The organism is Burkholderia sp. MR1-5-21 (genome assembly GCF_053427715.1).
In genome coordinates, this window is record NZ_JBSAXD010000007.1 from 99,595 (window position 1) to 123,133 (window position 23,539).

The 23,539-nt window shown below is 69.0% G+C and carries 21 protein-coding genes; 17 read left to right on the forward strand and 4 right to left on the reverse strand.

Features of this window, described 5'->3' with window-relative positions:
- Positions 1–123 precede the first annotated feature (123 nt).
- The 3 genes from ACV229_RS12095 (at position 124) to ACV229_RS12105 (ending at position 3,690) form a co-directional block, all read left to right on the forward strand.
- Positions 124–1,593, forward strand: a complete 1,470-nt coding sequence (locus ACV229_RS12095) for an MFS transporter (protein ID WP_448083365.1) — start codon at positions 124–126, stop codon at positions 1,591–1,593.
- 70 nt (positions 1,594–1,663) lie between these two features.
- Positions 1,664–2,620 (forward strand): 2-hydroxyacid dehydrogenase, encoded by a 957-nt coding sequence (locus tag ACV229_RS12100; RefSeq protein WP_448083366.1) that lies wholly within the window; start codon positions 1,664–1,666, stop codon positions 2,618–2,620.
- Positions 2,621–2,631: 11 nt separating this feature from the next.
- A complete protein-coding gene (locus ACV229_RS12105; protein WP_448083367.1) occupies positions 2,632–3,690 on the forward strand; it encodes an L-idonate 5-dehydrogenase in 1,059 nt (352 codons plus the stop codon).
- A 220-nt stretch (positions 3,691–3,910) separates the two neighbouring features.
- Here the strand turns inward: ACV229_RS12105 and ACV229_RS12110 are convergent, their stop codons facing one another.
- Positions 3,911–5,110 (reverse strand): MFS transporter, encoded by a 1,200-nt coding sequence (locus ACV229_RS12110; RefSeq protein WP_448083368.1) that lies wholly within the window; start codon positions 5,108–5,110, stop codon positions 3,911–3,913.
- A gap of 362 nt (positions 5,111–5,472) precedes the next feature.
- Between ACV229_RS12110 and cynR the strand changes: the two genes are divergently transcribed.
- Positions 5,473–6,378: a transcriptional regulator CynR gene (gene cynR, locus ACV229_RS12115; RefSeq protein ID WP_448083369.1), complete on the forward strand. Its 906-nt coding sequence runs from the start codon at positions 5,473–5,475 to the stop codon at positions 6,376–6,378.
- 208 nt (positions 6,379–6,586) lie between these two features.
- Here cynR and ACV229_RS12120 read toward each other — a convergent pair whose 3' ends face one another.
- Positions 6,587–7,309 (reverse strand): FadR/GntR family transcriptional regulator, encoded by a 723-nt coding sequence (locus tag ACV229_RS12120; RefSeq protein ID WP_448083370.1) that lies wholly within the window; start codon positions 7,307–7,309, stop codon positions 6,587–6,589.
- A 215-nt stretch (positions 7,310–7,524) separates the two neighbouring features.
- On the opposite strand from ACV229_RS12120, the gene ACV229_RS12125 reads away from it, so the two are divergent.
- The 3 genes from ACV229_RS12125 to ACV229_RS12135 all read left to right on the forward strand — a co-directional run bounded on the left by ACV229_RS12125 (position 7,525) and on the right by ACV229_RS12135 (position 10,484).
- Positions 7,525–8,847 carry a C4-dicarboxylate transporter DctA gene (locus ACV229_RS12125; RefSeq protein ID WP_448083371.1) on the forward strand — a complete coding sequence of 441 codons (1,323 nt, stop codon included), beginning with the start codon at positions 7,525–7,527 and terminating at the stop codon, positions 8,845–8,847.
- Between the two features lie 90 nt (positions 8,848–8,937).
- Complete coding sequence (gene alc, locus ACV229_RS12130) at positions 8,938–9,945, forward strand: allantoicase (protein ID WP_448083372.1); 1,008 nt, start codon at positions 8,938–8,940, stop codon at positions 9,943–9,945.
- Positions 9,946–9,959: 14 nt separating this feature from the next.
- Entirely contained in the window at positions 9,960–10,484 is a 525-nt protein-coding gene (locus ACV229_RS12135; RefSeq protein WP_448083373.1) for an ureidoglycolate lyase, read from the forward strand.
- 82 nt (positions 10,485–10,566) lie between these two features.
- Here ACV229_RS12135 and fur read toward each other — a convergent pair whose 3' ends face one another.
- A complete protein-coding gene (gene fur / locus ACV229_RS12140; protein WP_448083374.1) occupies positions 10,567–10,995 on the reverse strand; it encodes a ferric iron uptake transcriptional regulator in 429 nt (142 codons plus the stop codon).
- A 142-nt stretch (positions 10,996–11,137) separates the two neighbouring features.
- On the opposite strand from fur, the gene bamE reads away from it, so the two are divergent.
- From bamE to ACV229_RS12185, 9 genes are all read left to right on the forward strand, one after another.
- On the forward strand, positions 11,138–11,953 hold the full coding sequence (gene bamE, locus ACV229_RS12145) for an outer membrane protein assembly factor BamE domain-containing protein (protein WP_448083375.1): 816 nt from the start codon (positions 11,138–11,140) through the stop codon (positions 11,951–11,953).
- A gap of 57 nt (positions 11,954–12,010) precedes the next feature.
- Positions 12,011–12,808 carry a 4-hydroxy-tetrahydrodipicolinate reductase gene (gene dapB / locus ACV229_RS12150; RefSeq protein ID WP_448083376.1) on the forward strand — a complete coding sequence of 266 codons (798 nt, stop codon included), beginning with the start codon at positions 12,011–12,013 and terminating at the stop codon, positions 12,806–12,808.
- An 18-nt stretch (positions 12,809–12,826) separates the two neighbouring features.
- Complete coding sequence (locus tag ACV229_RS12155; RefSeq protein ID WP_448083377.1) at positions 12,827–13,495, forward strand: MotA/TolQ/ExbB proton channel family protein; 669 nt, start codon at positions 12,827–12,829, stop codon at positions 13,493–13,495.
- 24 nt (positions 13,496–13,519) lie between these two features.
- Complete coding sequence (locus ACV229_RS12160; protein ID WP_448083378.1) at positions 13,520–13,981, forward strand: ExbD/TolR family protein; 462 nt, start codon at positions 13,520–13,522, stop codon at positions 13,979–13,981.
- Positions 13,982–14,268: 287 nt separating this feature from the next.
- A complete protein-coding gene (gene leuS, locus ACV229_RS12165; RefSeq protein WP_448083379.1) occupies positions 14,269–16,863 on the forward strand; it encodes a leucine--tRNA ligase in 2,595 nt (864 codons plus the stop codon).
- Positions 16,864–16,903: 40 nt separating this feature from the next.
- Positions 16,904–17,455 (forward strand): LPS-assembly lipoprotein LptE, encoded by a 552-nt coding sequence (locus tag ACV229_RS12170; protein ID WP_448083380.1) that lies wholly within the window; start codon positions 16,904–16,906, stop codon positions 17,453–17,455.
- A 19-nt stretch (positions 17,456–17,474) separates the two neighbouring features.
- On the forward strand, positions 17,475–18,590 hold the full coding sequence (holA, locus tag ACV229_RS12175) for a DNA polymerase III subunit delta (RefSeq protein WP_448083381.1): 1,116 nt from the start codon (positions 17,475–17,477) through the stop codon (positions 18,588–18,590).
- 128 nt (positions 18,591–18,718) lie between these two features.
- Positions 18,719–19,990 carry a glutamate-5-semialdehyde dehydrogenase gene (locus ACV229_RS12180; protein ID WP_448083382.1) on the forward strand — a complete coding sequence of 424 codons (1,272 nt, stop codon included), beginning with the start codon at positions 18,719–18,721 and terminating at the stop codon, positions 19,988–19,990.
- Positions 19,991–20,007: 17 nt separating this feature from the next.
- Complete coding sequence (locus ACV229_RS12185) at positions 20,008–20,430, forward strand: CopD family protein (protein ID WP_448083383.1); 423 nt, start codon at positions 20,008–20,010, stop codon at positions 20,428–20,430.
- A gap of 97 nt (positions 20,431–20,527) precedes the next feature.
- Here the strand turns inward: ACV229_RS12185 and ACV229_RS12190 are convergent, their stop codons facing one another.
- Positions 20,528–21,376 (reverse strand): MurR/RpiR family transcriptional regulator, encoded by an 849-nt coding sequence (locus ACV229_RS12190; RefSeq protein WP_448083384.1) that lies wholly within the window; start codon positions 21,374–21,376, stop codon positions 20,528–20,530.
- A gap of 295 nt (positions 21,377–21,671) precedes the next feature.
- Here ACV229_RS12190 and edd point away from each other — a divergent pair, with 295 nt between their 5' ends.
- On the forward strand, positions 21,672–23,528 hold the full coding sequence (gene edd / locus ACV229_RS12195; protein WP_448083385.1) for a phosphogluconate dehydratase: 1,857 nt from the start codon (positions 21,672–21,674) through the stop codon (positions 23,526–23,528).
- Positions 23,529–23,539 lie beyond the last annotated feature (11 nt).

Genomic DNA, 23,539 nt, shown 5'->3' on the forward strand with positions numbered 1-23,539 from the left:
TGATGCATCCGAATCGGTGCACCTGAATCAATGCGCCCGACTCCCAGAGCCCGCCGCACGAGCGGGCCGATGCCCCGGCCGCGTCCGCGCAGCCGGGATCCGGAACAGAGAAAGGAGACAACGATGGCCCGTATTTCCCCGCCGCTCGCAGAACGCGATACGCATCCCGCAATGGATCCCCGCACGGCGGCCGACTCCGGCGCGCGACGCGAGGTCGACGAGAAACAGCTGAACCGCGCCGCGTGGACCTGCTCGCTCGGCAGCGCGCTCGAGTACTACGATTTCGCGCTGTACACGCTCGCGGCCGCGCTGGTCTTCGGGCCGCTGTTCTTCCCCGCGCAAACCGCCGAGATGCGGCTGATCGCGAGCTTCGGCACGTACTTCGTCGGCTTTGCGGTGCGGCCGCTCGGCGGCGTCGTGTTCGGCGTGCTCGGCGACCGCATCGGCCGCAAGTTCGTGCTGACGGCGACCGTGCTGCTGATGGGTGTCGCGAGCACGCTGATCGGCGTGCTGCCGACCTTTGCGACGGCCGGCTACTGGGCGCCCGCGCTGCTCGTGCTGCTGCGCATCCTGCAGGGGCTCGGCGCCGGCGCGGAGCAGGCGGGTGCGGCGGTGCTGATGACCGAATACGCACCGGCCGGCCGGCGCGGCTGGTATGCGTCGCTGCCGTTTCTCGGCATCCAGCTCGGCACCGTGCTCGCGGCCGCCGTGTATTTCGTGCTGCTTGCGAACATCGGCCGCGTGACCGATGGCTGGGGCTGGCGCGTGCCGTTCCTGCTGAGCGCGGTGATCGTCGGCGTCGGCATCTACATGCGGATGCGGCTGCACGAGTCGCCGACCTTCGTGCGGCTCGAGAAGCGCGCGCAGGTTGCGGCGAACCCGCTGAAGAGCGTCGTCGGGCATTCGAAGCGCTCGCTGCTGATCGGCATCGGGCTGCGGATGGCCGAGAACGGCGGCTCGTCGATCTACCAGGCACTCGCGATCAGCTATCTCGCCGGCGTGATCGGCATGAAGGGGCCGATCGGTGCACTCGCGCTGGTGTGCGCGGCGACGGTCGGCGCCGCGACGGTGCCGCTCGCGGGGCGCCTGAGCGATCGCTTCGGCCGGGTGCGCGTGTACCGCGCGTTCGCGTGGCTGCAGCTCGCGCTCGCGTTTCCGGTGTGGTGGATCTTCAGCCAGGGCAACGTGGTCGCGAGCGTGATCGCGATCTCGATCGCGCAGGGCTTCGCGAACTGGGGGATGCTCGGCGCGCAGGCGGCGCTGCTGCCCGAACTGTTCGGCGCGCGGCACCGTTACATGGGCGTGTCGTTCTCGCGCGAGGCGTCCGCGGTGCTCGCCGGCGGCATTGCACCGCTGGTCGGCGCGACGATCATCGCGATGGTGATTGCGCTGCACGGCGGTGACCACGCGGCCGGCGTGCGCGCGTGGCTGCCGATTGCCGCGTATCTGGCCGTGCTGACGCTGATCACGCTGTTCACCACGTCGCGGATGCCGGAAACGCTGAATCGCGACCTCGACGATCCGTTCGACGCGCTCGACGCGGCCGGCTCGTCAACCTCGTCGGTCGGCGACGCTGTCGCGCGGCATGCATGAGCCGCCGGCCTCCGATCGCCGCGACGGAACCGACACCTTCATCTCACTCAACTCGACAGGAGCAGCGCAGATGGCGCACGCATCGAACCCCCGGCCCGGACTGCTGATGACCGGCCCTTACCAGCCGTGGGATACGGAATGGCTCGACGCCGGTTACGACGTTCACCGGCTGTGGGAGGCGCACGATCGCGCCGCGTATCTGGCCGAGCACGGCGCCGGCGTGCGCGCGATCGCAACGCGCGGCGACCTCGGCGCCGACGCGGCGCTGATCGCGGCGCTGCCGAACCTCGAGATCATCGCGTGCTACGGCGTCGGTACCGACGCGATAGATCTTGCCGCCGCGCGCGAGCGCGGCATCCGCGTGACGAACACGCCCGACGTGCTGACGGGCGACGTCGCCGATCTCGGCGTCGGGCTCGCGCTCGCGCTGCTGCGCCGGATCGGCGCTGGCGATGCGTACGTGCGCTCGGGCGCGTGGCGCGACGGCGACATGCCGCTCGTCACGCGCCTGTACGGGAAGCGGGTCGGGATCGTCGGCTTCGGCCGGATCGGCTCGACGCTCGCGCGGCGGCTGTCGGGATTCGACGTCGAGATCGGCTACTTCGATGTCGCGTCGCGCGATGACGCGCCGCACCGTTTCTTCGGCGATCTCGCCGAGCTGGCCGGCTGGTGCGACCTGCTGATCGTGACGCTCGCGGGCGGGCCGTCGACGCGCGGTCTCGTCGATGCGCGCGCGCTCGACGCGCTCGGGCCGCGCAGCTATCTCGTGAACGTGTCGCGCGGCACGACTGTCGACGAGCCCGCGCTGATCGACGCGCTCGAGCGCCGGGCCATTGCCGGCGCGGCGCTCGACGTGTTCTGGAACGAGCCGCACATCGACCCGCGCTTCACCGCGTTGCCGAACGTGCTGCTGCAGCCGCATCATGCGAGCGGTACCGTCGAGACGCGCCAGGCGATGGGCTGGCTCGTGCGCGACAACCTGCACGCGCACTTCGCCGGCTTGCCGTTGCTCACTCCCGTCGTCTGAGGAAAACCATCATGCGTATGCGTTGCATGTGTGTCGTGATCCACGGGCCGAACGACCTGCGGCTCGAGGAGCAGGACCCGGGCGAGATCGGCCCGGGGCAGGTGCGGGTCGACGTCGCGATGGGCGGCATCTGCGGATCGGACCTGCATTACTTCCGGCATGGCGGCTTCGGGACGGTGCGCCTGCAGCAGCCGATGGTGCTCGGTCACGAGGTGGCCGGCACGGTGGCCGAGGTCGCGCCGGACGTGACGTCGGTGAAGGTCGGCGATCGCGTCGCCGTCAATCCGAGCCGCCCGTGCGGTGCTTGCCGGTACTGCCTCGAGGGCTTGCCGAACCAGTGTCTCGACATGCGCTTCTACGGCAGCGCGATGCGGATGCCGCACTTGCAGGGTGCGTTCCGCAACGCGCTGGTATGTGACGCGCGCCAGTGCGTGAAGGTCGCGGACCACGTGCCGCTGTCGCTCGCCGCGCTCGCGGAGCCGTTCTCGGTCGGGCTGCACGCGGTGTCGCGCGCCGGTCCGCTGATCGGCCGGCGCGTGCTGGTGTCGGGCTGCGGGCCGATCGGCGTGCTCGCGGTGGCCGCCGCCCGCGCGCATGGCGCGGCGGAAATAGTCGCCACCGATGTCGTCGACGAGCCGCTGGCGATCGCCCGCGCACTCGGCGCCGATCGCACGATCAACGCCGCGACCGATACGGAATGGGTCGCGCGCTACGCCGCGGACAAGGGCACGTTCGACGTGATGATCGAGTGCTCGGGCAACGCGCGCGCACTGCGCGACGGGCTCGACGTGATGCGGCCGCGCGGCGTCGTCGTGCAGCTCGGGCTCGGCGGCGACGTGAGCCTGCCGCAGAACGTCGTGGTCGCGAAGGAGCTGTCGATCTGCGGGTCGTTCCGCTTCCACGCCGAATTCGCGCTGGCCGTCCAGCTGATCAACGCGGGGCGGGTGGATTTGCGGCCGGCCGTGACCGGCGTGTTCCCGATGCGCGATGCGCACCGCGCGTTCGAACTCGCGGGCGACCGGCGGCGCGCGATGAAGGTGCTGATCGATTTCGCGGACGCGGCGGCGTGATGGTGTGATGGCGTGATGGCCGCATGGCGGGTGCCGCGGCAGCGAGCGGGCGGCCGTAGCGGCGGCTGCCCCACGGGCGGGTGCGCGGCCCGCCGCCGGCGCGTGGAACGGCCGACATCACGTCGGGCAGGCGCCGGCCGCGCCACACGCCGGTGACGGGGGGCGCGGTCACCATCGTGTGCCGCCCGGCGCGTCGCTGCCGCTTTCTTCGCAGAACGGCTCATTGCGTAGCCTGCGGCGCACCGACGCGCTGCGACGCGGCCCACAGCGCGAGCAGCAGCCCCGCCAGCATCGCGCCGGCGAGGCACACGCCGCGCCAGCCGTCGACGCCGAACGCGACGCTCGCCGCGAACGACCCGAGCGCGCCGCCGACGAAATAGCTCGTCAGGTAGATCGTCGTCACGCGGCTGCGCGCGTCGCCGGCGAGCGCGTAGATCACGCTCTGGTTCGAGATGTGCATCCCCTGCACGCCGACGTCGAGCAGCAGGATCCCGGCGATCAGCGCCGCGAGCGAGTGCGCGCCGGTCGCGATCAGCGCGAACGATGCGAGCACCACGGCCGCGAACAGGCCGGTCGCCGTGTTGCCGTGCCCGCGGTCGACGAGCCGTCCCGCGGACGTCGCGGCGAGCGCGCCCACTGCACCGACCACGCCGAACAGGCCGATCCGGCCTTCCGTGTAGCCGTAGGGCGGCTGGCTCAGCAGGAACGTGAGGCCCGTCCACAGCAGGCTGAAGCACGCGAACACGAGTGCGCCGTACGCCGAGCGCAGCGCGATCAGCGGCTGCGCGCGCACGAGCGCGGCGAGCGACTTCATCAGTGCCGGGTAATCGAGCCGCGAATCGCGCCGATCCTTCGGCAGCTTCACGGCGAGCACGCCGGTCAGCCCCAGCACCATCAGCGCGGCGATCGCGTAGACCGCGCGCCAGCCGAGCCAGTCGGCCACCGCGCCGGCCGCGACGCGCGCGAGCAGGATGCCGAGCAGCAGGCCGCTCATCACCGTGCCGACCGCGCGGCCTCGCGTGCGTGCGTCGGCGAGCGACGCGGCGAACGGCACCAAGAGCTGCGTCGAGCAGGTCACGAAGCCGAGTGCCATGTTCGCGGCAATGAATGCGTAGAAGTTCGCGCTGCACGCGACGGCCACCAGCGCGACGACGTTCAGCGCGAGCAGACGCACGATCAGCGTGTGGCGGTTGAGCGCGTCGCCGAGTGGCACGATCAGCAGCAGGCTCGCCGCATAGCCGAGCTGCGTGAGCGTGACGAGAAAGCCGAGTTCGGCCGGTGCGCGCCCGAAGCTGTGCGCGATCGCGGCGAGCAGTGGCTGCGCGTAATAGATGTTGCCGATGACGATGCCGCATGCGCAGGCAAACAGCAGCGTCATGCCGCGCGTCAGGGTGGGGTGGGTGTCGTGGTGCGGCTTCATGGATCCGGAAAGTGGCGGCGCAGGCCGGCGGCTGCCGCCGTCGGCGTGGTGCGGGTTACGGGGGACGGACCGGTGGCGAGCCGCCGGTTCGGCGAGGCGGGCGGCAGGCGTCAGGCGTTGGCGTCGAGCCGCCGGTCCGGCGTGTCGGTCGGCGGGCGTCAGGGTCGGGCCGCCGATCCGTGGCGGACGGGATGAGCTGTCGCTGCGGTGGCGCGGGCCGGGTGAGCCCGTGCGGGCTCACCGGATGCGGGCGGCACGCGCGGTGCACCGGCACGGATGTCCGTATGATGCGGATATCCGGCCATAGCGTCCAAGACTGGCTTGCTATGATTTCTATTGGATTTGCCAATACCTGATCAGCGATGCTCCTCCGCCACATCCGCTATTTCCTGGCCGTCGCCGAGCAGCGCAATTTCACGCGCGCGGCCGAGGTGCTGCACGTATCGCAACCGACGCTGTCGCAGCAGATCCGCCAGCTCGAGGATCAGCTCGGCGTGCAGCTGTTCGACCGCTCGGGCCGCGCGGTGCGCCTCACCGAATTCGGCGAGGCCTACGCGCGCCACGCGCGGGAGGCGCTGCACGCGCTCGACGCCGGGCAGCGCGCGGTCCACGACGTCGCGGACCTGAGCAGCGGGTCGCTGCGGCTCGCGATGACGCCGACCTTCACCGCGTACCTGATCGGCTCGCTCGTCGATGCATTCAACACCGCGTACCCGAACGTCACGCTGACGATCGACGCGATGCCGCAGGAGCGGATCGAGGCGCTGCTCGCCGACGACCGGCTTGACGCGGGCTTCGCGTTCACGCCCGCGCGGCTGCCGGACATCGACGTGACGCCGCTGTGGGACGAATCGCTCGTGCTGGTGGCGGGCCGCACGCATCGTCTCGCGCGCCGCCGCCGCGCGCTGACGCCGGCTGAACTCGGCGACGAACCGCTGGTCCTGCTGAGCCGCGCGTTCGCGACGCGCGCGAGCATCGACCAGTATTTCGTCGATCACGGCGCGCGGCCGCGCATCGCGATCGAGGTGAACGCGATCAACGCAATTCTCGAGCTGGTGCGGCGCGGCCGCCTCGCGACGGTGCTGCCGGATGCGATCGCGCGGGCAAACGGCGATCTGTGCGCGCTGGAACTCGATCCGCCGCTGCCGAAGCGCACGGCTGCGTTGCTGACGCGCAAGGGCGCGTACCGCAGTGTCGCGGTGCGCGCGTTCGCCGAGCGCACGCTCGCGTATGGCGGCGCGCTGGCGAGCGGACACAAGCGGACATAGGCGAACGTTGCCCGGACGGCGGCGCAACGCGACGAGCGGCAGGGACTCGCGCCGCAGGGCGGGAAGGCTGGCGGCCGGGCGTTCGACGGAATGACGGAAACGCTGGAACGACCGCTCGGACAGGAAACGCTGAAGAACGCCGGAAGCGCCGGAAGCGCCGGAAGCGCCGGAAGCGCCGGAAAGACGAAACGTCCGGCCGTTCCGCCGCTCAGGCGCCCGGCGTCGGGAAGAACACGCCCGCGCGCTGCGCGGCGTTCGAGATGTGCGCCTCGATTGCCGCGCCGGCGGCGTCCGGGTCGCGCGCGATCAGCGCATCGACGATCGCGCGATGCTCGTGCCACGTCGAGAACAGCAGCTCGCGCCGGTAGAACGGCATGCGCTGGCTTTCCTTCATGATGTCGGCGCTGCTGCGCAGGATCGACTCGATCGCCGCGTTGCCGGCGAGATTGATGATCCGCATGTGGAATTCGAAGTCGAGCTGCGACGCGTCGTCGAGTTCGTTTTCGGTCAGCGTCACGTGCAGCTCGGCGAGGTTGTCCTCGAACCACGCGATGTCGTCGTCGGTGACGACGCGCGCGGCCATCCGCGCGGCGAAGCCCTCGAGCGCGTAGCGCATCTGGTAGGTGTCGGGCGGCGACGACTGCTCGGCGAACCGCCATGCATGGCCGGTGGTCGCCTGCGCGCTTTCGACGTACACGCCCTTGCCGGCGCGGATGCGCAGCATCCCGAGCGCCTCGAGCGTGGACAGCGCCTCGCGCAGCGACGCGCGGCTGATCTCCAGCTCCTCGGAGAGCTGGCGCTGGGCCGGCAGCAGGCTGCCGACCGGATACACGCCTGCCTCGATACGGTCGCGGATCGTCGCGATGGCGGCGTCGGTCACGGTGTGCGGAACGTTTTTCATGATGTGAACGATGGCCGGTCTGACCGGCATTGTAATCCGCCCATGCACGCTGCACCGCCGGCCTACGGGAAAGTCTCGATTCGTCCGGCGATCCGGCACCGTCGGACGGGCCGCAAGGGGGGCGGGAAATCCCTATTTGGTTCGTCCTTGACTCGACTATATCGGCTTCCTACTATCGTCCATAACATCACTGGTCTTACCAGTATGAACAGACGAAACTGCAACCGTTGGTTCGGGAGAGCGCCGTGTCGAAATTCCTCAATTCGCTGTTTGGCCGGGTAGTCGTCGCATTGATCCTGGGGGTCGCGCTAGGCGCGTTCTTCCCGCATTTCGCCGAGTCGCTGAGACCGCTCGGCGATGGTTTCCTGAAGCTCATCAAGATGGTCATCGGCCCGATCGTGTTCTGCGTCGTGGTCAGCGGGATGGCCAATGCGGGCGACCTGAAGAAGGTCGGCCGGGTCGGCCTGAAGGCCGTCGTCTACTTCGAGGTGATGACGACGCTCGCGCTCGGCATCGGGCTCGTGCTCGCGTGGCTCACGCGCCCCGGCGTCGGCATGAACATCGACCTGCATTCGCTCGACGCGGCGTCGCTCGCGTCGTACGCGAAAAACGCCGAAAGCCTGAAGGACACGGCCGGCTACCTGATGAAGATCATCCCCGACACCGCGATCGATGCGTTCGCGAAGGGCGACATCCTGCAGATCCTCGTGTTCGCGGTGCTGTTCGGCTCGGCGCTGTCGCTGCTCGGCGACAAGGCGACGCGCGTCAATTCGCTGATCGAGGAGCTGTCGCACGTGTTCTTCCGCGTGATCGGCTTCATCATCAAGCTCGCGCCGCTCGGCGTGCTCGGCGCGATCGCGTTCACGACCGGCAAGTACGGCGTCGCGTCGCTCAAGCAGCTCGGCTATCTCGTCGCGGTGTTCTACCTGAGCTGCTTCGTGTTCGTGTCCGTGGTGCTCGGCATCGTGATGCGGCTCGCGGGCTTCTCGGTGTTCAAGCTGATCCGCTACCTGCGCGAGGAGCTGTCGATCGTGCTCGGCACGGCGTCGTCGGACGCGGTGCTGCCGCAGGTGATGCGCAAGCTCGAGTACATGGGCATCAAGGATTCGACCGTCGGCCTCGTGATCCCGACCGGCTACTCGTTCAACCTCGACGGCTTCTCGATCTACCTGACGCTCGCGGTGCTGTTCATCGCGCAGGCGACCAACACGCCGCTGTCGACGCACGACCTGATCGTCGTGCTGCTCGTGTCGCTCGTCACGTCGAAGGGCGCGCACGGGATTCCGGGCTCGGCGATCGTGATCCTCGCGGCGACGCTGTCGGCGATTCCCGCGATTCCGGTGCTCGGCCTCGTGCTGATCCTGCCGGTCGACTGGTTCGTCGGCATCGCCCGCGCGCTGACCAACCTGATCGGCAACTGCGTCGCGACGGTCGTCGTCGCGGTGTGGGAGAACGACATCGACCGCGCCCGTGCGAAGCGCGTGCTGAACCGCGAACTGCGCTACGTGCCGGCCGAGGACGAGGACGTCGCCGCGCCGCTCGCCGGCGATCAGGCCCACGCGATCTGAGCGCGCGGTTCGATCCTCATCCGATCCTCATTCGCAACATTGCGCCGGCGCCGCGACGTGCCGGCGCGCCAGTCAAAATCTGGAGACGACATGGCAGCCCCCATCCTCGATCCGAACGCGCCGGCCTTCACGCGGCGCTACATGAACCTCGCCGATCCGCGCGTCGGTGCGCAGGCGCTCTACGCGAGCGACGAGTTCTTCGCGCCGAAGGAGCGCATGCTGAGCCCCGAGCCGGCCGTGTTCATTCCCGGCAAGTACGACGACCATGGCAAGTGGATGGACGGCTGGGAGACGCGCCGCAAGCGCACGACCGGCCACGATTTCTGCGTGGTCCGGCTCGCGCGGCCGGGCGTGATCCACGGCGTCGACCTCGACACCAGCCACTTCACCGGCAACTTCCCGCCGGCCGCGTCGATCGACGCATGCGTCGCCGACGGCGACACGCCGCCCGACGACGCCGAATGGCGCACGATCGTCCCCGCGACGACGCTGCAGGGCAACAGCCATCACTACGTCGGCGTGACCGATCCGCAGCCGTACACGCACCTGCGCGTGAACCTGTATCCGGACGGCGGGCTCGCGCGGCTGCGCGTGTACGGCCAGCCGCAGCGCGACTGGAGCCGCGTGCCGCAGGGCGAGCGGGTCGACCTGGCCGCGATCGAGAACGGCGGCTATCTGGTGGCCGCGAACAACCAGCACTTCGGTGCGGCGTCGCAGATGCTGATGCCGGGGCGGGGCGTGAACATGGGCGACGGCTGGGAAACCCGCCGCCGCCGCGAGCCCGGCAACGACTGGGCGATCGTCGCGCTCGCGCGGCCGGGCATCATCCGGCGCGTCGAGGTCGACACGGCGTTCTTCAAGGGCAATTTCCCGGACCGCTGTTCGCTGCAGGCCGCGCATGTGACGGGCGGCACCGACGATTCGCTGGTCACGCAGGCGATGTTCTGGCCCGAACTGCTCGGCGAGCAAAAGCTGGCGATGGACCACGTCCACACGTTCGACACGCTTGCCGCGCTCGGCCCGGTCACGCACGTGCGCTTCAACATCTTCCCGGACGGCGGCGTGTCGCGCCTGCGTCTGTGGGGCGAACCGGCTTGACGGCGGAGGCGAACATGACCCGGCTTCAGACCTTGCGCGTCGAGCGCCTGACCCGCGAAGCGTTCGCGCCGTTCGGCGACGTGATCGCACTCGAAGGCGCGCGGCATTTTCCGATCAACGGCGGCACGACCGAGCGGTTCCACGATCTCGCGACCGTCGACGTCTGCGACGACGGCGGTCGCCCGCTCGTCAGCGTGTTCCGCGCGCAGCCGCGCGCGCTGCCGGTCGAGATCACGATGATGGAGCGGCATCCGCACGGCAGCCAGGCGTTCGTGCCGCTCGCGGCGGTGTCGCGCTACGCGATCGTCGTCGCGCCGGCGGGCGAGTTCCGGCCCGACGCGATGCGCGCGTTCCTGGCCGTCGGGTGGCAGGGCGTGAATTACGCGAAGGGCGTCTGGCACCATCCGCTGCTCGCGCTCGACGCGGTCAGCGATTTCGTCGTCGTCGACCGCGGCGGCACGCAGCCGAACTGCGACGAGATTCCGCTCGACGGCGTGTGGCAGCTCGATTTCGAGCCGGCCTGCGCGAGCGCGGCCTGACGCACGCCCGGCGCGCCCCAAAAGACGACGGCCCGGCCGGCGAGATGCCGGTCGGGCCGTCTTGCTTGCGCTTGTGTGCGGATCAGTGCTTGCGGTGCGGGCAGTTTTCGGTCGTGCAGGTGCCGTACATCGCGAGCGAATGTTCCTGGAGCTTGAAGCCGCGCTCCTTCGCGATCGACTGCTGGCGGGTTTCGATCTCCGGGTCGAAAAACTCCTCGACGCGCCCGCAGTCGAGGCAGACGAGGTGGTCGTGGTGCTGGCCCTCGTTCAGCTCGAACACGGCCTTGCCGGATTCGAAGTTGCTGCGGGTCAGCAGGCCGGCCTGCTCGAACTGCGTCAGCACCCGATACACGGTGGCCAGGCCGATGTCGAGCTGTTCGTTCAGCAGGTTGCGGTAGACGTCTTCGGCCGTCAGGTGGCGGACGGGACTCTGCTGGAAGATCTCGAGAATCTTGAGGCGCGGTAGGGTGGCCTTCAGCCCGATATTCTTGAGATCCGTCGGATTGGTCATGGCTAGGCATCCCTAGAGTACAATGCAGGGCTTCAATGTTACCGGCTTTTGGCCGTTCCAGAAACACGCGCGGCCTGCGAAGCGGGCCAGCACGGTGAGGGAAATGATTCCAGAATCTCTTTCGCACTATCAAAGGAACCGCATGCGGAGTGTCATCATCGCTGCCGCCGCCGTTGCCGCGCTGGCTGGTTGTTCGTCGTACGACAGCGTGACGCAACGCATCGCGCAAAGCATCACGCCCTACCGGATCACGGTCGTGCAGGGCAACTTCGTGTCGCAGGAGAAGGCGTCGCAGCTGCAGGTCGGCATGGCGCGCGACCAGGTCCGCGCGCTGCTCGGCACCCCGCTGCTGACGGACATGTTCCACGCCGACCGCTGGGATTACATCTTCTACTTCAAGCGCGGCTCGACGTCCGTCGTCCAGCAGCGCGACCTCGTGCTGACGTTCTCGGGCGATCGCCTCACGGGCTGGACGGGAGCCGACAACCTGCCGTCCGAGCTTGACCTGCTGGCCGACATCGACGGCGACAAGCGCGGCAAGAAGGCGAAGAAGGCCGCTGAAGCGGCCGCCGCCGCGAGCGGTGCAAGCGGCGCGAGCGCCGTGCAGGCGACGAGCGAGCCGGCTCCGGCAGCGGCCGTGGTGCCGGAAGCGGCGAGCGCCGCCGTCGACCAGGACGCGAACGCGCAAGCCGCACGCGCGGCGAACCGCGCGACCAACCAGGTGTCCAGCCAGGGCGGCACCGCGCGCCGCTTCACGCCGTCCGCGCAAGCAGCGGCCGGCGGCGCGCCGACGCCGGGCGGGCAGCCGCCGGGCACGAATCCGGCGATCCAGCCGCAGTTCCAGTTCCATCGCCCGCCGCAGCCTGCCGCGTCGAACGAGGCGGCGCCGCCCGTCGGCCCGCAGGGCTCGGACTCGCTGCAGAACCAGCCGATCACCGCGCCGGGCCAGTCCCAGTAAGCGCGTGAAAACGGGGCGGCATGCGCCGTCCCCACTCAACCTGTCGTACAGAAAGCCATGAAGATTGCGATTGCCGGTGCGTCGGGCCGTATGGGCCGGATGCTGATCGAAGCCGTTCTCAACGATTCCGACGCGCAGCTGGTCGGCGCGCTCGACCGCGCCGACTCGCCGCACCTCGGCCAGGACGCGGGCGCGTTCCTCGGCAAGGAAACCGGCATCAAGCTGACCGACGATCTCGATGCCGTGTTCGCGCAGGCCGACTACCTGATCGATTTCACGCGCCCGGAAGGCACGATCGCGCATGTCGAGGCCGCGCTGCGCCACGACGTGAAGCTCGTGATCGGCACGACCGGCTTCACCGACGAGCAGAAGGCCACGCTGCAGGCGGCCGCCGGGAAGATCGGCATCGTGTTCTCGGCGAACATGAGCGTCGGCGTGAACGTCACGCTGAAGCTGCTCGAATTCGCCGCGAAGCATTTCTCGCACGGCTACGACATCGAGATCATCGAAGCCCATCACCGTCACAAGGTCGATGCGCCGTCGGGCACCGCGCTGATGATGGGCGAAGCCGTCGCCGGCGCGCTCGGGCGCTCGCTCGACGACTGCGCGGTGTATGGCCGCCACGGCGTGACGGGCGAGCGCGATCCGTCGACGATCGGCTTCTCCGCGATCCGCGGCGGCGACATCGTCGGCGACCACACCGTGCTGTTCGCGGGGATCGGCGAGCGGATCGAGATCACGCACAAGTCGTCGAGCCGCGTGTCGTACGCACAGGGCGCGCTGCGCGCGGTGCGCTTCCTGTCCGAGCGCGGCGCCGGCCTGTACGAGATGCAGGACGTGCTCGGCCTGCGCTGACGCGCGCCGGACACTCCGATGGCGATCCCCACCGGCGTTATCCATTACCTCGAAAGCGGTGACGCCGTCACGCACGCGGTCGCCTATGTGCTGCTGGCGATGTCCGTCGCCAGCTGGTGTTTCCTCTTCCTGAAAGCCTGGCTGCTGGTCCGCGCGAAGCGGCAGGGGCCGGGCGCGGTCGCCGCGTTCTGGCGCGCGCCGACGCTCGACGCGGGCATTGCGGCGCTGGCCGGCGCCGACCGCGAGCGCGTGTTCGTGCCGCTTGCCGAAGCCGCACGCGACGCGTCCCGCGACCATGATCCCGCTGCGCTGGCCGCGCGCGTCGAGCACGGCGAACGCGTGTTGCGCGCGTTGCGCCACGCGATGCTGCGTTCGCAGCGGCGGCTGGAATTCGGCCAGGTGCTGCTCGCGTCGATCGGCAGCACCGCGCCGTTCGTCGGGCTGCTCGGCACCGTCTGGGGCATCTACCACGCGCTCGGCAGCATCGCCGCGAGCGGGCAGGCGCAGATCGAGAACGTCGCAGGGCCGGTCGGCGAGGCGCTGATCATGACCGCGTTCGGGCTCGTCGTCGCGATCCCGGCCGTGCTCGCGTACAACATCCTCGGGCGCCTCGTGCGCCAGCTCGCCGAGGAGCTCGACGGCTTCGCGCGCGACCTGCACGTGTTCGTGTGCGCGAACGACGCCTGACGCGCGCCTTCCGGAGGGACGACCATGGCATTCGGCGGACTGGAGCATCACAAGACGTCCGCGCCGATGGCGGAGATCAACATGACTCCGCTGATCGACGTGATGCTCGTGCTGCTCGTCATCTTCATCGTGACCGCGCCGCTGATGACGCACGCGATCCGGCTCGACCTGCCGAAAGTCGCGGCCAGCGCCGCGCGCGACACGCCGCAAAGCATCACGCTGTCGATCGACGATACGGGCAAGCTCTACTGGGAAGACACGCCGGTCGCGCTCGATGCGCTGCCCGCGCGCTTTCGGGCCGCCGCCGAGGGCGGCCAGCCGCCCGAGCTGCGCCTGCGCGCGTCGCGCGCGACCCGCTACGACGTGATCGCGCAGGTGATGGGCGCCGCGCAGGCAGCGGGCCTCACGCGGATCGGTTTCGTGACCGACCTGCCGGCGCTGCACGGCGGTTCCGCGGCGCCGTCCGGCGCGCCCGCGCCGCGCTGAGCGGTTCGGGGCCGGTCGTGCGGGCGAAGGCGGGCGGCGGGAACCGGCCCTCACGGCCGCGAGACCGGCCGTGAGGGCCGGCGCGGACGGTATAATCGACGTTTTTCCCGGTTGGCAGAGGTTTTCCCGGTCACCCGGAGCGTTCCAGGTCACCCGGAAAACCTCCGGAAACGCCGGGCAGGCCTGGAAGCAGCGAGCCTGTCCCGCCACCGGGCAAGCACGATTTTCGATCCACTTCCGCGCGAGCCGTCGCGGCGCGCCGCTTAAAGCCTAGTCCGAACCACACCATGCACGAGAGATACGTACCCGCCGACGTCGAAGCCGCCGCCCAGCGTGACTGGCGCGCAGCCGATGCTTACAAGACGAAGGAAGACACGCAGAAGCCCAAGTTCTACTGCGTGTCGATGCTGCCGTACCCGTCCGGCAAGCTGCACATGGGTCACGTGCGCAACTACACGATCAACGACGTGATGTACCGCTATCTGCGGATGAACGGCTACAACACGCTGATGCCGATGGGCTGGGACGCATTCGGGATGCCGGCCGAGAACGCCGCGATGGCGAACGGCGTGCCGCCCGCGAAGTGGACCTACGACAACATCGACTACATGAAGGGCCAGATGCAGTCGATGGGGCTCGCGATCGACTGGTCGCGCGAGATCGCGACCTGCAAGCCCGACTACTACAAGTGGAACCAGTGGCTGTTCCTGAAGATGCTGGAGAAGGGCATCGCGTACAAGAAGACGGGCACCGTGAACTGGGACCCGGTCGACCAGACCGTGCTCGCGAACGAGCAGGTGATCGACGGCCGCGGCTGGCGTTCGGGTGCACTCGTCGAGAAGCGCGAGATCCCGATGTACTACCTGCGCATCACGCAGTACGCCGATGAGCTGCTGAACGACCTCGACGGCCTCGGCTGGCCCGAGCGCGTGAAGATCATGCAGCAGAACTGGATCGGCAAGAGCTTCGGCGTGAACTTCGGCTTCCCGTACGAACTCGACGGCGAGCAGAAGCTGCTGCGTGTGTTCACCACGCGCGCCGACACGATCATGGGTGTGACGTTCTGCGCGATCGCCGCCGAGCACCCGCTCGCGACGCATCTCGCGCAGGGCAAGCCGGAACTGCAGGCGTTCATCGACGAGTGCAAGCGCGGCGGCGTCGCCGAGGCCGACATGGCGACGATGGAGAAGAAGGGCGTGCCGACCGGCTTCACGGTCAAGCATCCGCTGACGGGCGAGCCGGTCGAGGTGTGGATCGGCAACTACGTGCTGATGAGCTACGGCGAAGGCGCGGTGATGGGCGTGCCCGCACACGACGAGCGCGACTTCGCGTTCGCGAAGAAGTACAGCCTGCCGATCCGGCAGGTGATCGCGGCCGAAGGCCAGACCTGGTCGACCGACGCATGGCAGGAGTGGTACGGCGACAAGGACGTCGCCGTGTGCGTGAACAGCGGCAAGTACGACGGCCTGAACTACGGCGCCGCGGTCGACGCGATCGCGGCCGACCTGAAGGCGGGCGGCTTCGGCGACAAGCAGGTCACGTGGCGCCTGCGCGACTGGGGCGTCTCGCGCCAGCGCTACTGGGGCACGCCGATCCCGATCATCCACTGCCCGTCGTGCGGCGACGTGCCGGTGCCGGAGCAGGACCTGCCGGTCGTGCTGCCGGAAGACCTCGTGCCGGACGGCTCGGGCAATCCGCTCGCGAAGTCGGAAGCATTCCTGAACTGCACGTGCCCGAAGTGCGGCGCGGCCGCGAAGCGCGAAACCGACACGATGGATACCTTCGTCGATTCGTCGTGGTACTTCTCGCGCTACACGGCGCCGGACGCCGAAACCATGGTCGACGCGCGCACCGACTACTGGATGCCGATGGACCAGTACATCGGCGGCATCGAGCACGCGATCCTGCACCTGCTGTACTCGCGCTTCTGGACCAAGGTGATGCGCGACCTCGGCCTCGTGAAGTTCGGCGAGCCGGCGAAGAACCTGCTGACGCAGGGGATGGTGCTGAACGAGACGTTCTACCGCGAGGACGCATCCGGCAAGAAGACCTGGTACAACCCGGCCGACGTGACCGTCACGTTCGACGAGAAGGGCCGCCCGGTCGGCGCGACGCTGAACGCCGACGGCCAGCCGGTCGTGCTCGGCGGCATCGAGAAGATGTCGAAGTCGAAGAACAACGGCGTCGATCCGCAGGTGCTGATCGATCAGTACGGCGCGGACACCGCGCGCCTGTTCACGATGTTCGCCGCGCCGCCCGAGCAGCAGCTCGAGTGGTCGGGCGCAGGCGTCGAGGGCGCGAGCCGCTTCCTGCGCCGTGTGTGGAGCTTCGGCGCGACGAACCGCGCGGCGCTCGCAGAGCGCGCGGCGTTCGACGCAGCGACGCTCGGCGAGGCCGACAAGGCACTGCGCCGCGAGATCTACAGCGTGCTCAAGCAGGCCGATTTCGACTACCAGCGCCTGCAGTACAACACGGTCGTGTCCGCCGCGATGAAGATGCTCAACGCGGTCGACGGCGCGAAGGGCGCGACGCCCGCGGTGCTGCGCGAGACCTACGGCGTGCTGCTGCGCGTGCTGTACCCGGTCGTGCCGCATGTCACGTTCGAGCTGTGGAAGGTGCTCGGCTACGCGGACGAGTTCGGCCCGTTGCTGGACGCGCCGTGGCCGAAGGTCGACGAGGCCGCGCTCGAGCAGGCCGAGATCGAACTCGTGCTGCAGATCAACGGCAAGGTGCGCGGCGCGCTGAGGGTCGCGAAGGACGCGAGCCGCGACGCGATTGAAGCCGCGGCGCAAGCTGACGAGATGTTCGCGAAGTTTGGCGAGGGCAAGCCGGCGAAGAAGATCGTCGTCGTGCCGGGCCGCCTCGTGAACATCGTCGTCTGACGGCCGAAGGGCCGTTCGGACGCAAACTGAAGGAGCGAAGGTGATCCGCAGATCGTTTTTGATGCTGGTCGGCAGCGCGGTCGCGCTGTCGGCATGCGGTTTCCAGTTGCGGGGCCAGCAGGACTACGCGTTCAAGCACCTGTTGATCGTCGGCGCGCAGCCCGCGGTCCTGGCGCGCTTCACGCGGCTCGTCGAGGCCGGCAGCGACACGAAGATCGTCAAGGTGCCGGACCAGGCGGACGCGGTGCTGCAGATGTCGGAATCGCGCGGCCAGAGCACGCTGACGCTCAACAAGTACGGCTCGGCCGAGGAGTATGCGCTCAGCTACTCGCTGAGCTACACGCTGTTCGGCAAGGACGGCACCGTGCTGATCCCGCCGAGCATGATCGCGCTGAACCGCGCGATGACGTACAGCGACCAGTACACGAACGCGAAGGCGCAGGAGGCCGACATCCTCTACGCGGACATGCAGAACGACGCGGTCGACCAGCTGATGCGGCGTCTCGCGATCGTCCACTCGCTGAATCCGGCGCCGGAGGACGTGGTGCCGGGCGTGGCGCCGCGCGCGCCGCTGCCGCCGCCGCCGCTTTGATACGCGAGCGCACGTAGCGATGCAACTGCGACTTGACGCGCTGGAGCCGCACCTCGCGAAGGGGCTGGCCGGGCTCTACACCGTATTCGGCGACGAGCCGCTGCTCGCGCAGGAGGCGTGCGACCGGATCCGCGCCGCCGCGCGCGCGGCCGGCTTCACCGAGCGGTCGGTGCACACCGTCGAGCGCGGCTTCGACTGGAGCGTGCTGCTCGGCGCTACCCAGGCGATGTCGCTGTTCGGCGAACGCCAGCTGATCGAGCTGCGCATTCCGTCGGGCAAGCCGGGCAAGGAAGGCGCGGACGCGCTGAAGGCGCTCGCCGCCGCGAGCAATCCGGACGCGCTGATGCTCGTCACGCTGCCGCGCCTCGACGCGGCGACGCAGAAATCCGCGTGGTTCACCGCGCTCCTGAACGGCGGCGTCGCGCTGAAGATCGACCCGGTCGACCGCGCGCAGCTGCCGAACTGGATCGGCCAGCGTCTGTCGATGCAGGGCCAGCGGGTCGCGGCCGGCGAGGACGGCCGGCGTGCGCTGCAGTTCATCGCCGAGCGCGTCGAAGGCAACCTGCTCGCCGCGCACCAGGAAATCCAGAAGCTCGGCCTGCTGTATCCGCAGGGCGCGCTGTCGTTCGAGCAGGTGCACGACGCGGTGCTGAACGTCGCGCGCTACGACGTCTTCAAGCTGAATGAGGCGATGCTCGCCGGCGACGCCGCGCGGCTCGCGCGGATGATCGACGGCCTGAAGGGCGAGGGCGAGGCGATCGTGCTCGTGATGTGGGCGGTCGTCGAGGAATTGCGCACGTTGCTGCGGATCAAGCGCGGCGTGACGGCCGGCAAGCCGCTCGCGACGCTGTTGCGCGAGAACCGCGTGTGGGGACCGCGCGAGCGGCTGATCGGTCCCGCACTCAATCACGTGACCGAAGCCGTGCTCGAGAAGGCGCTCGCGTTCGCCGCGCGGCTCGACCGGCAGGTCAAGGGACTCGCCGCGGTGACGCCCGGCCGGCGCCCGCAGGACGAGCCGCCGCCCGATCCGTGGGACGGCCTGTTCCAGCTCGCGATGACGGTCGCGGGCGCCACGGGTGCGCCGCGTGCGCAAGCCGAGCGACCGCCGACCGCGGGTCGCGGCGTGCGGCGCTAAGCCCCGGTTCCGGCCTCAGCGCGCCGTCCGCAACCCGCATACAATTGCTTCGACAGCCGGCGCGGCTGCGCCGCGCGCTTCCCGATGATTTCATGCCGCACTGAGCGGCTCGCTTTTCGAGTCACACGATGGATATCGATCAGTACATGACCGACCTGGGCCGCCGCGCCCGGCACGCTTCCCGCGCGATGGCGCGCGCCAGCACGGCGGCGAAGAATGCTGCGCTCGATGCGGTTGCCCGCGCGATCGAGCGCGATGCACAGGCGCTGAAGGATGCGAACGCCCGCGACGTCGCGCGCGCCCGCGAAAAAGGGCTGGATGCGGCGTTCGTCGATCGCCTCACGCTGTCCGACAAGGCGCTGAAGACGATGGTCGAAGGCCTGCGCCAGGTCGCGTCGCTTGCCGATCCGATCGGCGAGATCGGCAATCTCAAGTTCCGCCCGAGCGGCATCCAGGTCGGCCAGATGCGCGTGCCGCTCGGCGTGATCGGCATCATCTACGAGTCGCGCCCGAACGTGACGATCGACGCGGCCGCGCTGTGCCTGAAATCCGGCAACGCGACGATCCTGCGCGGCGGCTCCGAGGCGCTCGAGTCGAATGCCGCGCTCGCGAAGCTGATCGGCGAGGGGCTCGCCGCCGCGGGCCTGCCGCAGGACGCGGTGCAGGTGGTCGCGACGGCCGACCGCGCGGCGGTCGGCAAGCTGATCACGATGAACGAATACGTCGACGTGATCGTGCCGCGCGGCGGCAAGAGCCTGATCGAGCGCCTGATCAACGAGGCGCGCGTGCCGATGATCAAGCACCTCGACGGGATCTGCCACGTGTACGTCGACGATCGCGCGGACCTGGCCAAGGCGCTCACCGTCTGCGACAACGCGAAGACGCACCGCTACGGCACCTGCAACACGATGGAGACGTTGCTCGTCGCGAGCGGCATCGCGCAAGCCGTGCTGCCGCCGCTCGGCCGCCTGTATCGCGACAAGGGCGTCGAGCTGCGCGTCGACGCCGCTGCGCGCGCGGTGCTTGCCGACGCCGGCGTCGGCGAGCTCGTCGACGCGACCGAGGAAGACTGGCACACCGAATACCTCGCGCCGGTGCTCGCGATCAAGGTCGTCGACGGCCTCGACGCCGCGATCGAGCACATCAACCATTACGGCTCGCACCACACGGACGCGATCGTCACCGAGGATCACGACCGCGCGATGCGCTTCCTGCGCGAAGTCGATTCGGCGAGCGTGATGGTCAACGCGTCGACGCGCTTCGCCGACGGCTTCGAGTTCGGCCTCGGCGCGGAGATCGGCATCTCGAACGACAAGCTGCATGCGCGCGGGCCGGTGGGCCTCGAAGGGCTGACGTCGCTGAAGTACGTCGTGCTCGGGCACGGCGAAGGCCGTCAGTAACCGCGAGGACACGACCGATGGCGATGCTCTGGGTCAAGACGTTCCATATCGTATTGATCGCCGCATGGTTCGCGGGGCTGTTCTACCTGCCGCGCATCTACGTGAACCTCGCGATGGAAACCGATCCGGCCGCGGTACGGCGCCTGCTCGTGATGGCGCGCAAGCTGTTCCGCTTCATGACGTTCATCGCGGTGCCGGCGCTCGCATGCGGGCTGTGGCTGTGGCTCGTGATCGGCATCGGCCAGGGGCAGGGCTGGGTGCACGCGAAGGTCGGCGTCGTGCTGCTGCTGATCGTCTATCACGCGTATTGCGGCCATCTGCTGAAGGTGTTCGAGCGCGGCGAGAACCGCCGCTCCGACAAGTGGTATCGCGTGTTCAACGAGCTGCCGGTGCTCGGGATGCTCGCGGCGGTCGCGCTCGTGGTCATCAAGCCGTTCTGATCCGGCAGTCCGCCGTTTCGGCGGCCGCATGCGAAACGGCGCCCCGCGGGGCGCCGTTTTTCGTTTATGCGGTCGCGCGGCGCACGGTCGCTCGGCGCTATTCCTTCGCGTTCGCGTCGATCCGGCGGCGCGTGATCGCTTCCTTCGCGCGGCCGACGCGTTCCATCAGCGCGGGGCCGCGAGACAGCGCGACGCCGACCGCGAGGATGTCGCCGATCGCGAGGTGCGACATCCGCGACGTCATCGGCGAGAACACGTCGGTTTCCTCGGCGACGTTCGACGCGAGGCTCACCGTCGCGAGCCTCGCAAGCGGCGAGTGGCTGTGCGTGATCGCGACGACCTTCGCGCCGCACGCGAGCGCCGAACGCGCGGCGTCGACGATGTCGCGCGTGCGGCCGGTGTTCGAGATCGCGACGACGACGTCCTGCGGGCCGAGCAGCGCCGACGACATCGAGAACGTGTGCGGATCGGAATACGCGACGCTCGGCACGCCGAGCCGGAAGAACTTGTGCTGGATGTCCTGCGCGGCGATGCCCGAGCCGCCCGCGCCGTAGAACTCGATCCGCGACGCGTTCGACAGCAGCGCGATCGCCTCGGCGACGCTGCCGGCCGACAGGCTGTTGCGCACTTCGATCAGCGCGCCGATCGTGCGGTCGAACACCTTGCCGATGATGCCGGGCGCGGGCTCGTCGGGTTCGACGTCGCGGTAGACCGACGACACGCCCGGCGCGACGCTCTGCGCGAGCCGGATCTTGAATTCGCGAAAGCCGCTGCAGCCGAGCGCCTGGCAGAAGCGCGCGATGGTCGGCTGGCTGACGCCTGCGCGCGCGGACAGCTCGGTCATTGCGAGGTCGAGCACCTCGCGCGGCGCGGCGAGGATGTAGTCGGCAAGCTTGCGCTCGGACGGGCGCAGTTCGGGGCGGATCGCTTCGATGCGGGGCAGCATGGGGCAGCTAACGTCAATCGGGTTCGGATGAGCGAGTGTATCGCAACCGAATTGTAGAAAATCCACAAGAAATTGCTAGCGGTGATGACGTGCGTGATCGAGCGCGGCTGATGCCGGAAACCTATGGTTAATACCAATATTTGCCGGAAATAGCGCGTCTTTTTGCTGGATGGGCTTGAGAATCCGCATTGCGCGCTTGTAGTTTTTCTACTAGACTGCCTGCGTTCAGTCGTTGCATTCGACCGTCCCCACGATTCCAACCGCCGGTGTCGGCCGGCATACAGGAGCGCCCAGCATGTCCTCGCTGCATCCCATCCTCGCGAAAGTCACCGCACGCGTGATCGCGCGCAGCCAGTCGACCCGTTCCGCCTACCTGAAGCGCATCGATGGCGCGCAGGGCAAGTTCCCGGCGCGCGGCGCGCTGTCGTGCGCGAACCTGGCGCATGGTTTCGCGGGCCTCGAAGGCAACGACAAGTTCGAAATCAAGGCGATCAAGCAACCAAACATCGGCATCGTGTCCTCGTACAACGAGATGTTGTCCGCGCACGCGCCGTACAAGGATTTCCCGGACATCATCAAGGCGGCCGCGCGCGACAACGGCGGCGTCGCGCAGTTCGCGGGCGGCGTGCCGGCGATGTGCGACGGCGTCACGCAGGGCAACCCGGGGATGGAGCTGTCGCTGTTTTCGCGCGAGGCGATCGCGATGGGCACGGCGATCGCGCTCACGCACAACATGTTCGACGCGGCGCTGTGCCTCGGCATCTGCGACAAGATCGTGCCGGGCCTGTTGATCGGCGCGCTGCAGTTCGGCCACCTGCCGACGATCTTCGTGCCGGCCGGCCCGATGACGAGCGGCCTGTCCAATGACGACAAGGCGAAGATCCGCCAGCAGTTCGCGACGGGCCAGGTCGGCCGCGACGCGCTGCTCGAGGCCGAATCGGCCGCGTATCACGGCCACGGCACCTGCACGTTCTACGGCACCGCGAACAGCAACCAGATGCTGATGGAGCTGATGGGCCTGCATCTGCCGGGCTCGGCGTTCGTCCACCCGCACACGCCGCTGCGCACCGCGCTGACGGCCGAGGCCGCGCGTCGCGTGCTCGACCTGACCGTCGAGCGCGGCAACTACACGCCGATCGGCCACGTGATCGACGAGAAGGCGATCGTCAACGGGATCGTCGCGCTGCTCGCGACCGGCGGCTCGACCAACCACACGCTGCACCTCGTCGCGATCGCACGCGCGGCCGGCATCCTGATCGACTGGGACGATTTCGACGAACTGTCCGCCGCGGTGCCGCTGCTCGCGAAGATCTATCCGAACGGCAAGGCCGACGTGAACCACTTCCACGCGGCGGGCGGCGTCGCGTTCCTGGTGCGCAACCTGCTCGAAGGCGGGCTGCTGCACGAAGACGTGACGACGGTCGCGGGCCGGGGCCTGTCGCACTACACGAAGGAGCCGAAGCTGATCGACGGCAAGCTCACGTGGGTCGACGGCGCGGCCGAAAGCCACGACACGAAGGTGCTGCGCGGCATCCGCGAGCCGTTCCAGCCGGACGGCGGCCTGCGCCTGATGCAGGGCCGGCTCGGCCGCGGCGTGATCAAGATCTCGGCGGTTGCGCCCGAGCATCGCAAGGTGAAGGCGCCTGCGATCGTGTTCGATTCGCAGGAGGCCGTGCAGGCAGCGTTCGATCGCGGCGAGCTGAAGCGCGATTTCGTCGCGGTGGTGCGCTTCCAGGGCGCGCGCGCGAACGGGATGCCGGAACTGCACCGTTTGACGCCGTTGCTCGGCGTGCTGCAGGATCAGGGCTTCCACGTCGCGCTCGTCACCGACGGCCGCATGTCGGGCGCGTCGGGCAAGGTGCCGGCCGTGATCCACGTGTCGCCGGAGGCGCTGCTGAACGGGCCGCTGGGCAAGGTGCAGACGGGCGACACGCTCGTGATCGATGCGGAGGCCGGGGTGCTCGACATCGAGGTCGACGACGCCGAATGGCAGGCGCGCCCGGTCGCGCAGCCGCTGCACCAGGCGGACAACGAAGTGGGCTTCGGCCGCGAGCTGTTCGGCGTGTTCCGTGCGGCGGCCGCGCCGGCCGAGCACGGCGCGTCGGTGTTCGGGACGCTGGTCGGCGAAGCGGCCGAGCGCGTCACCGCGTAATTTCAAGGTTC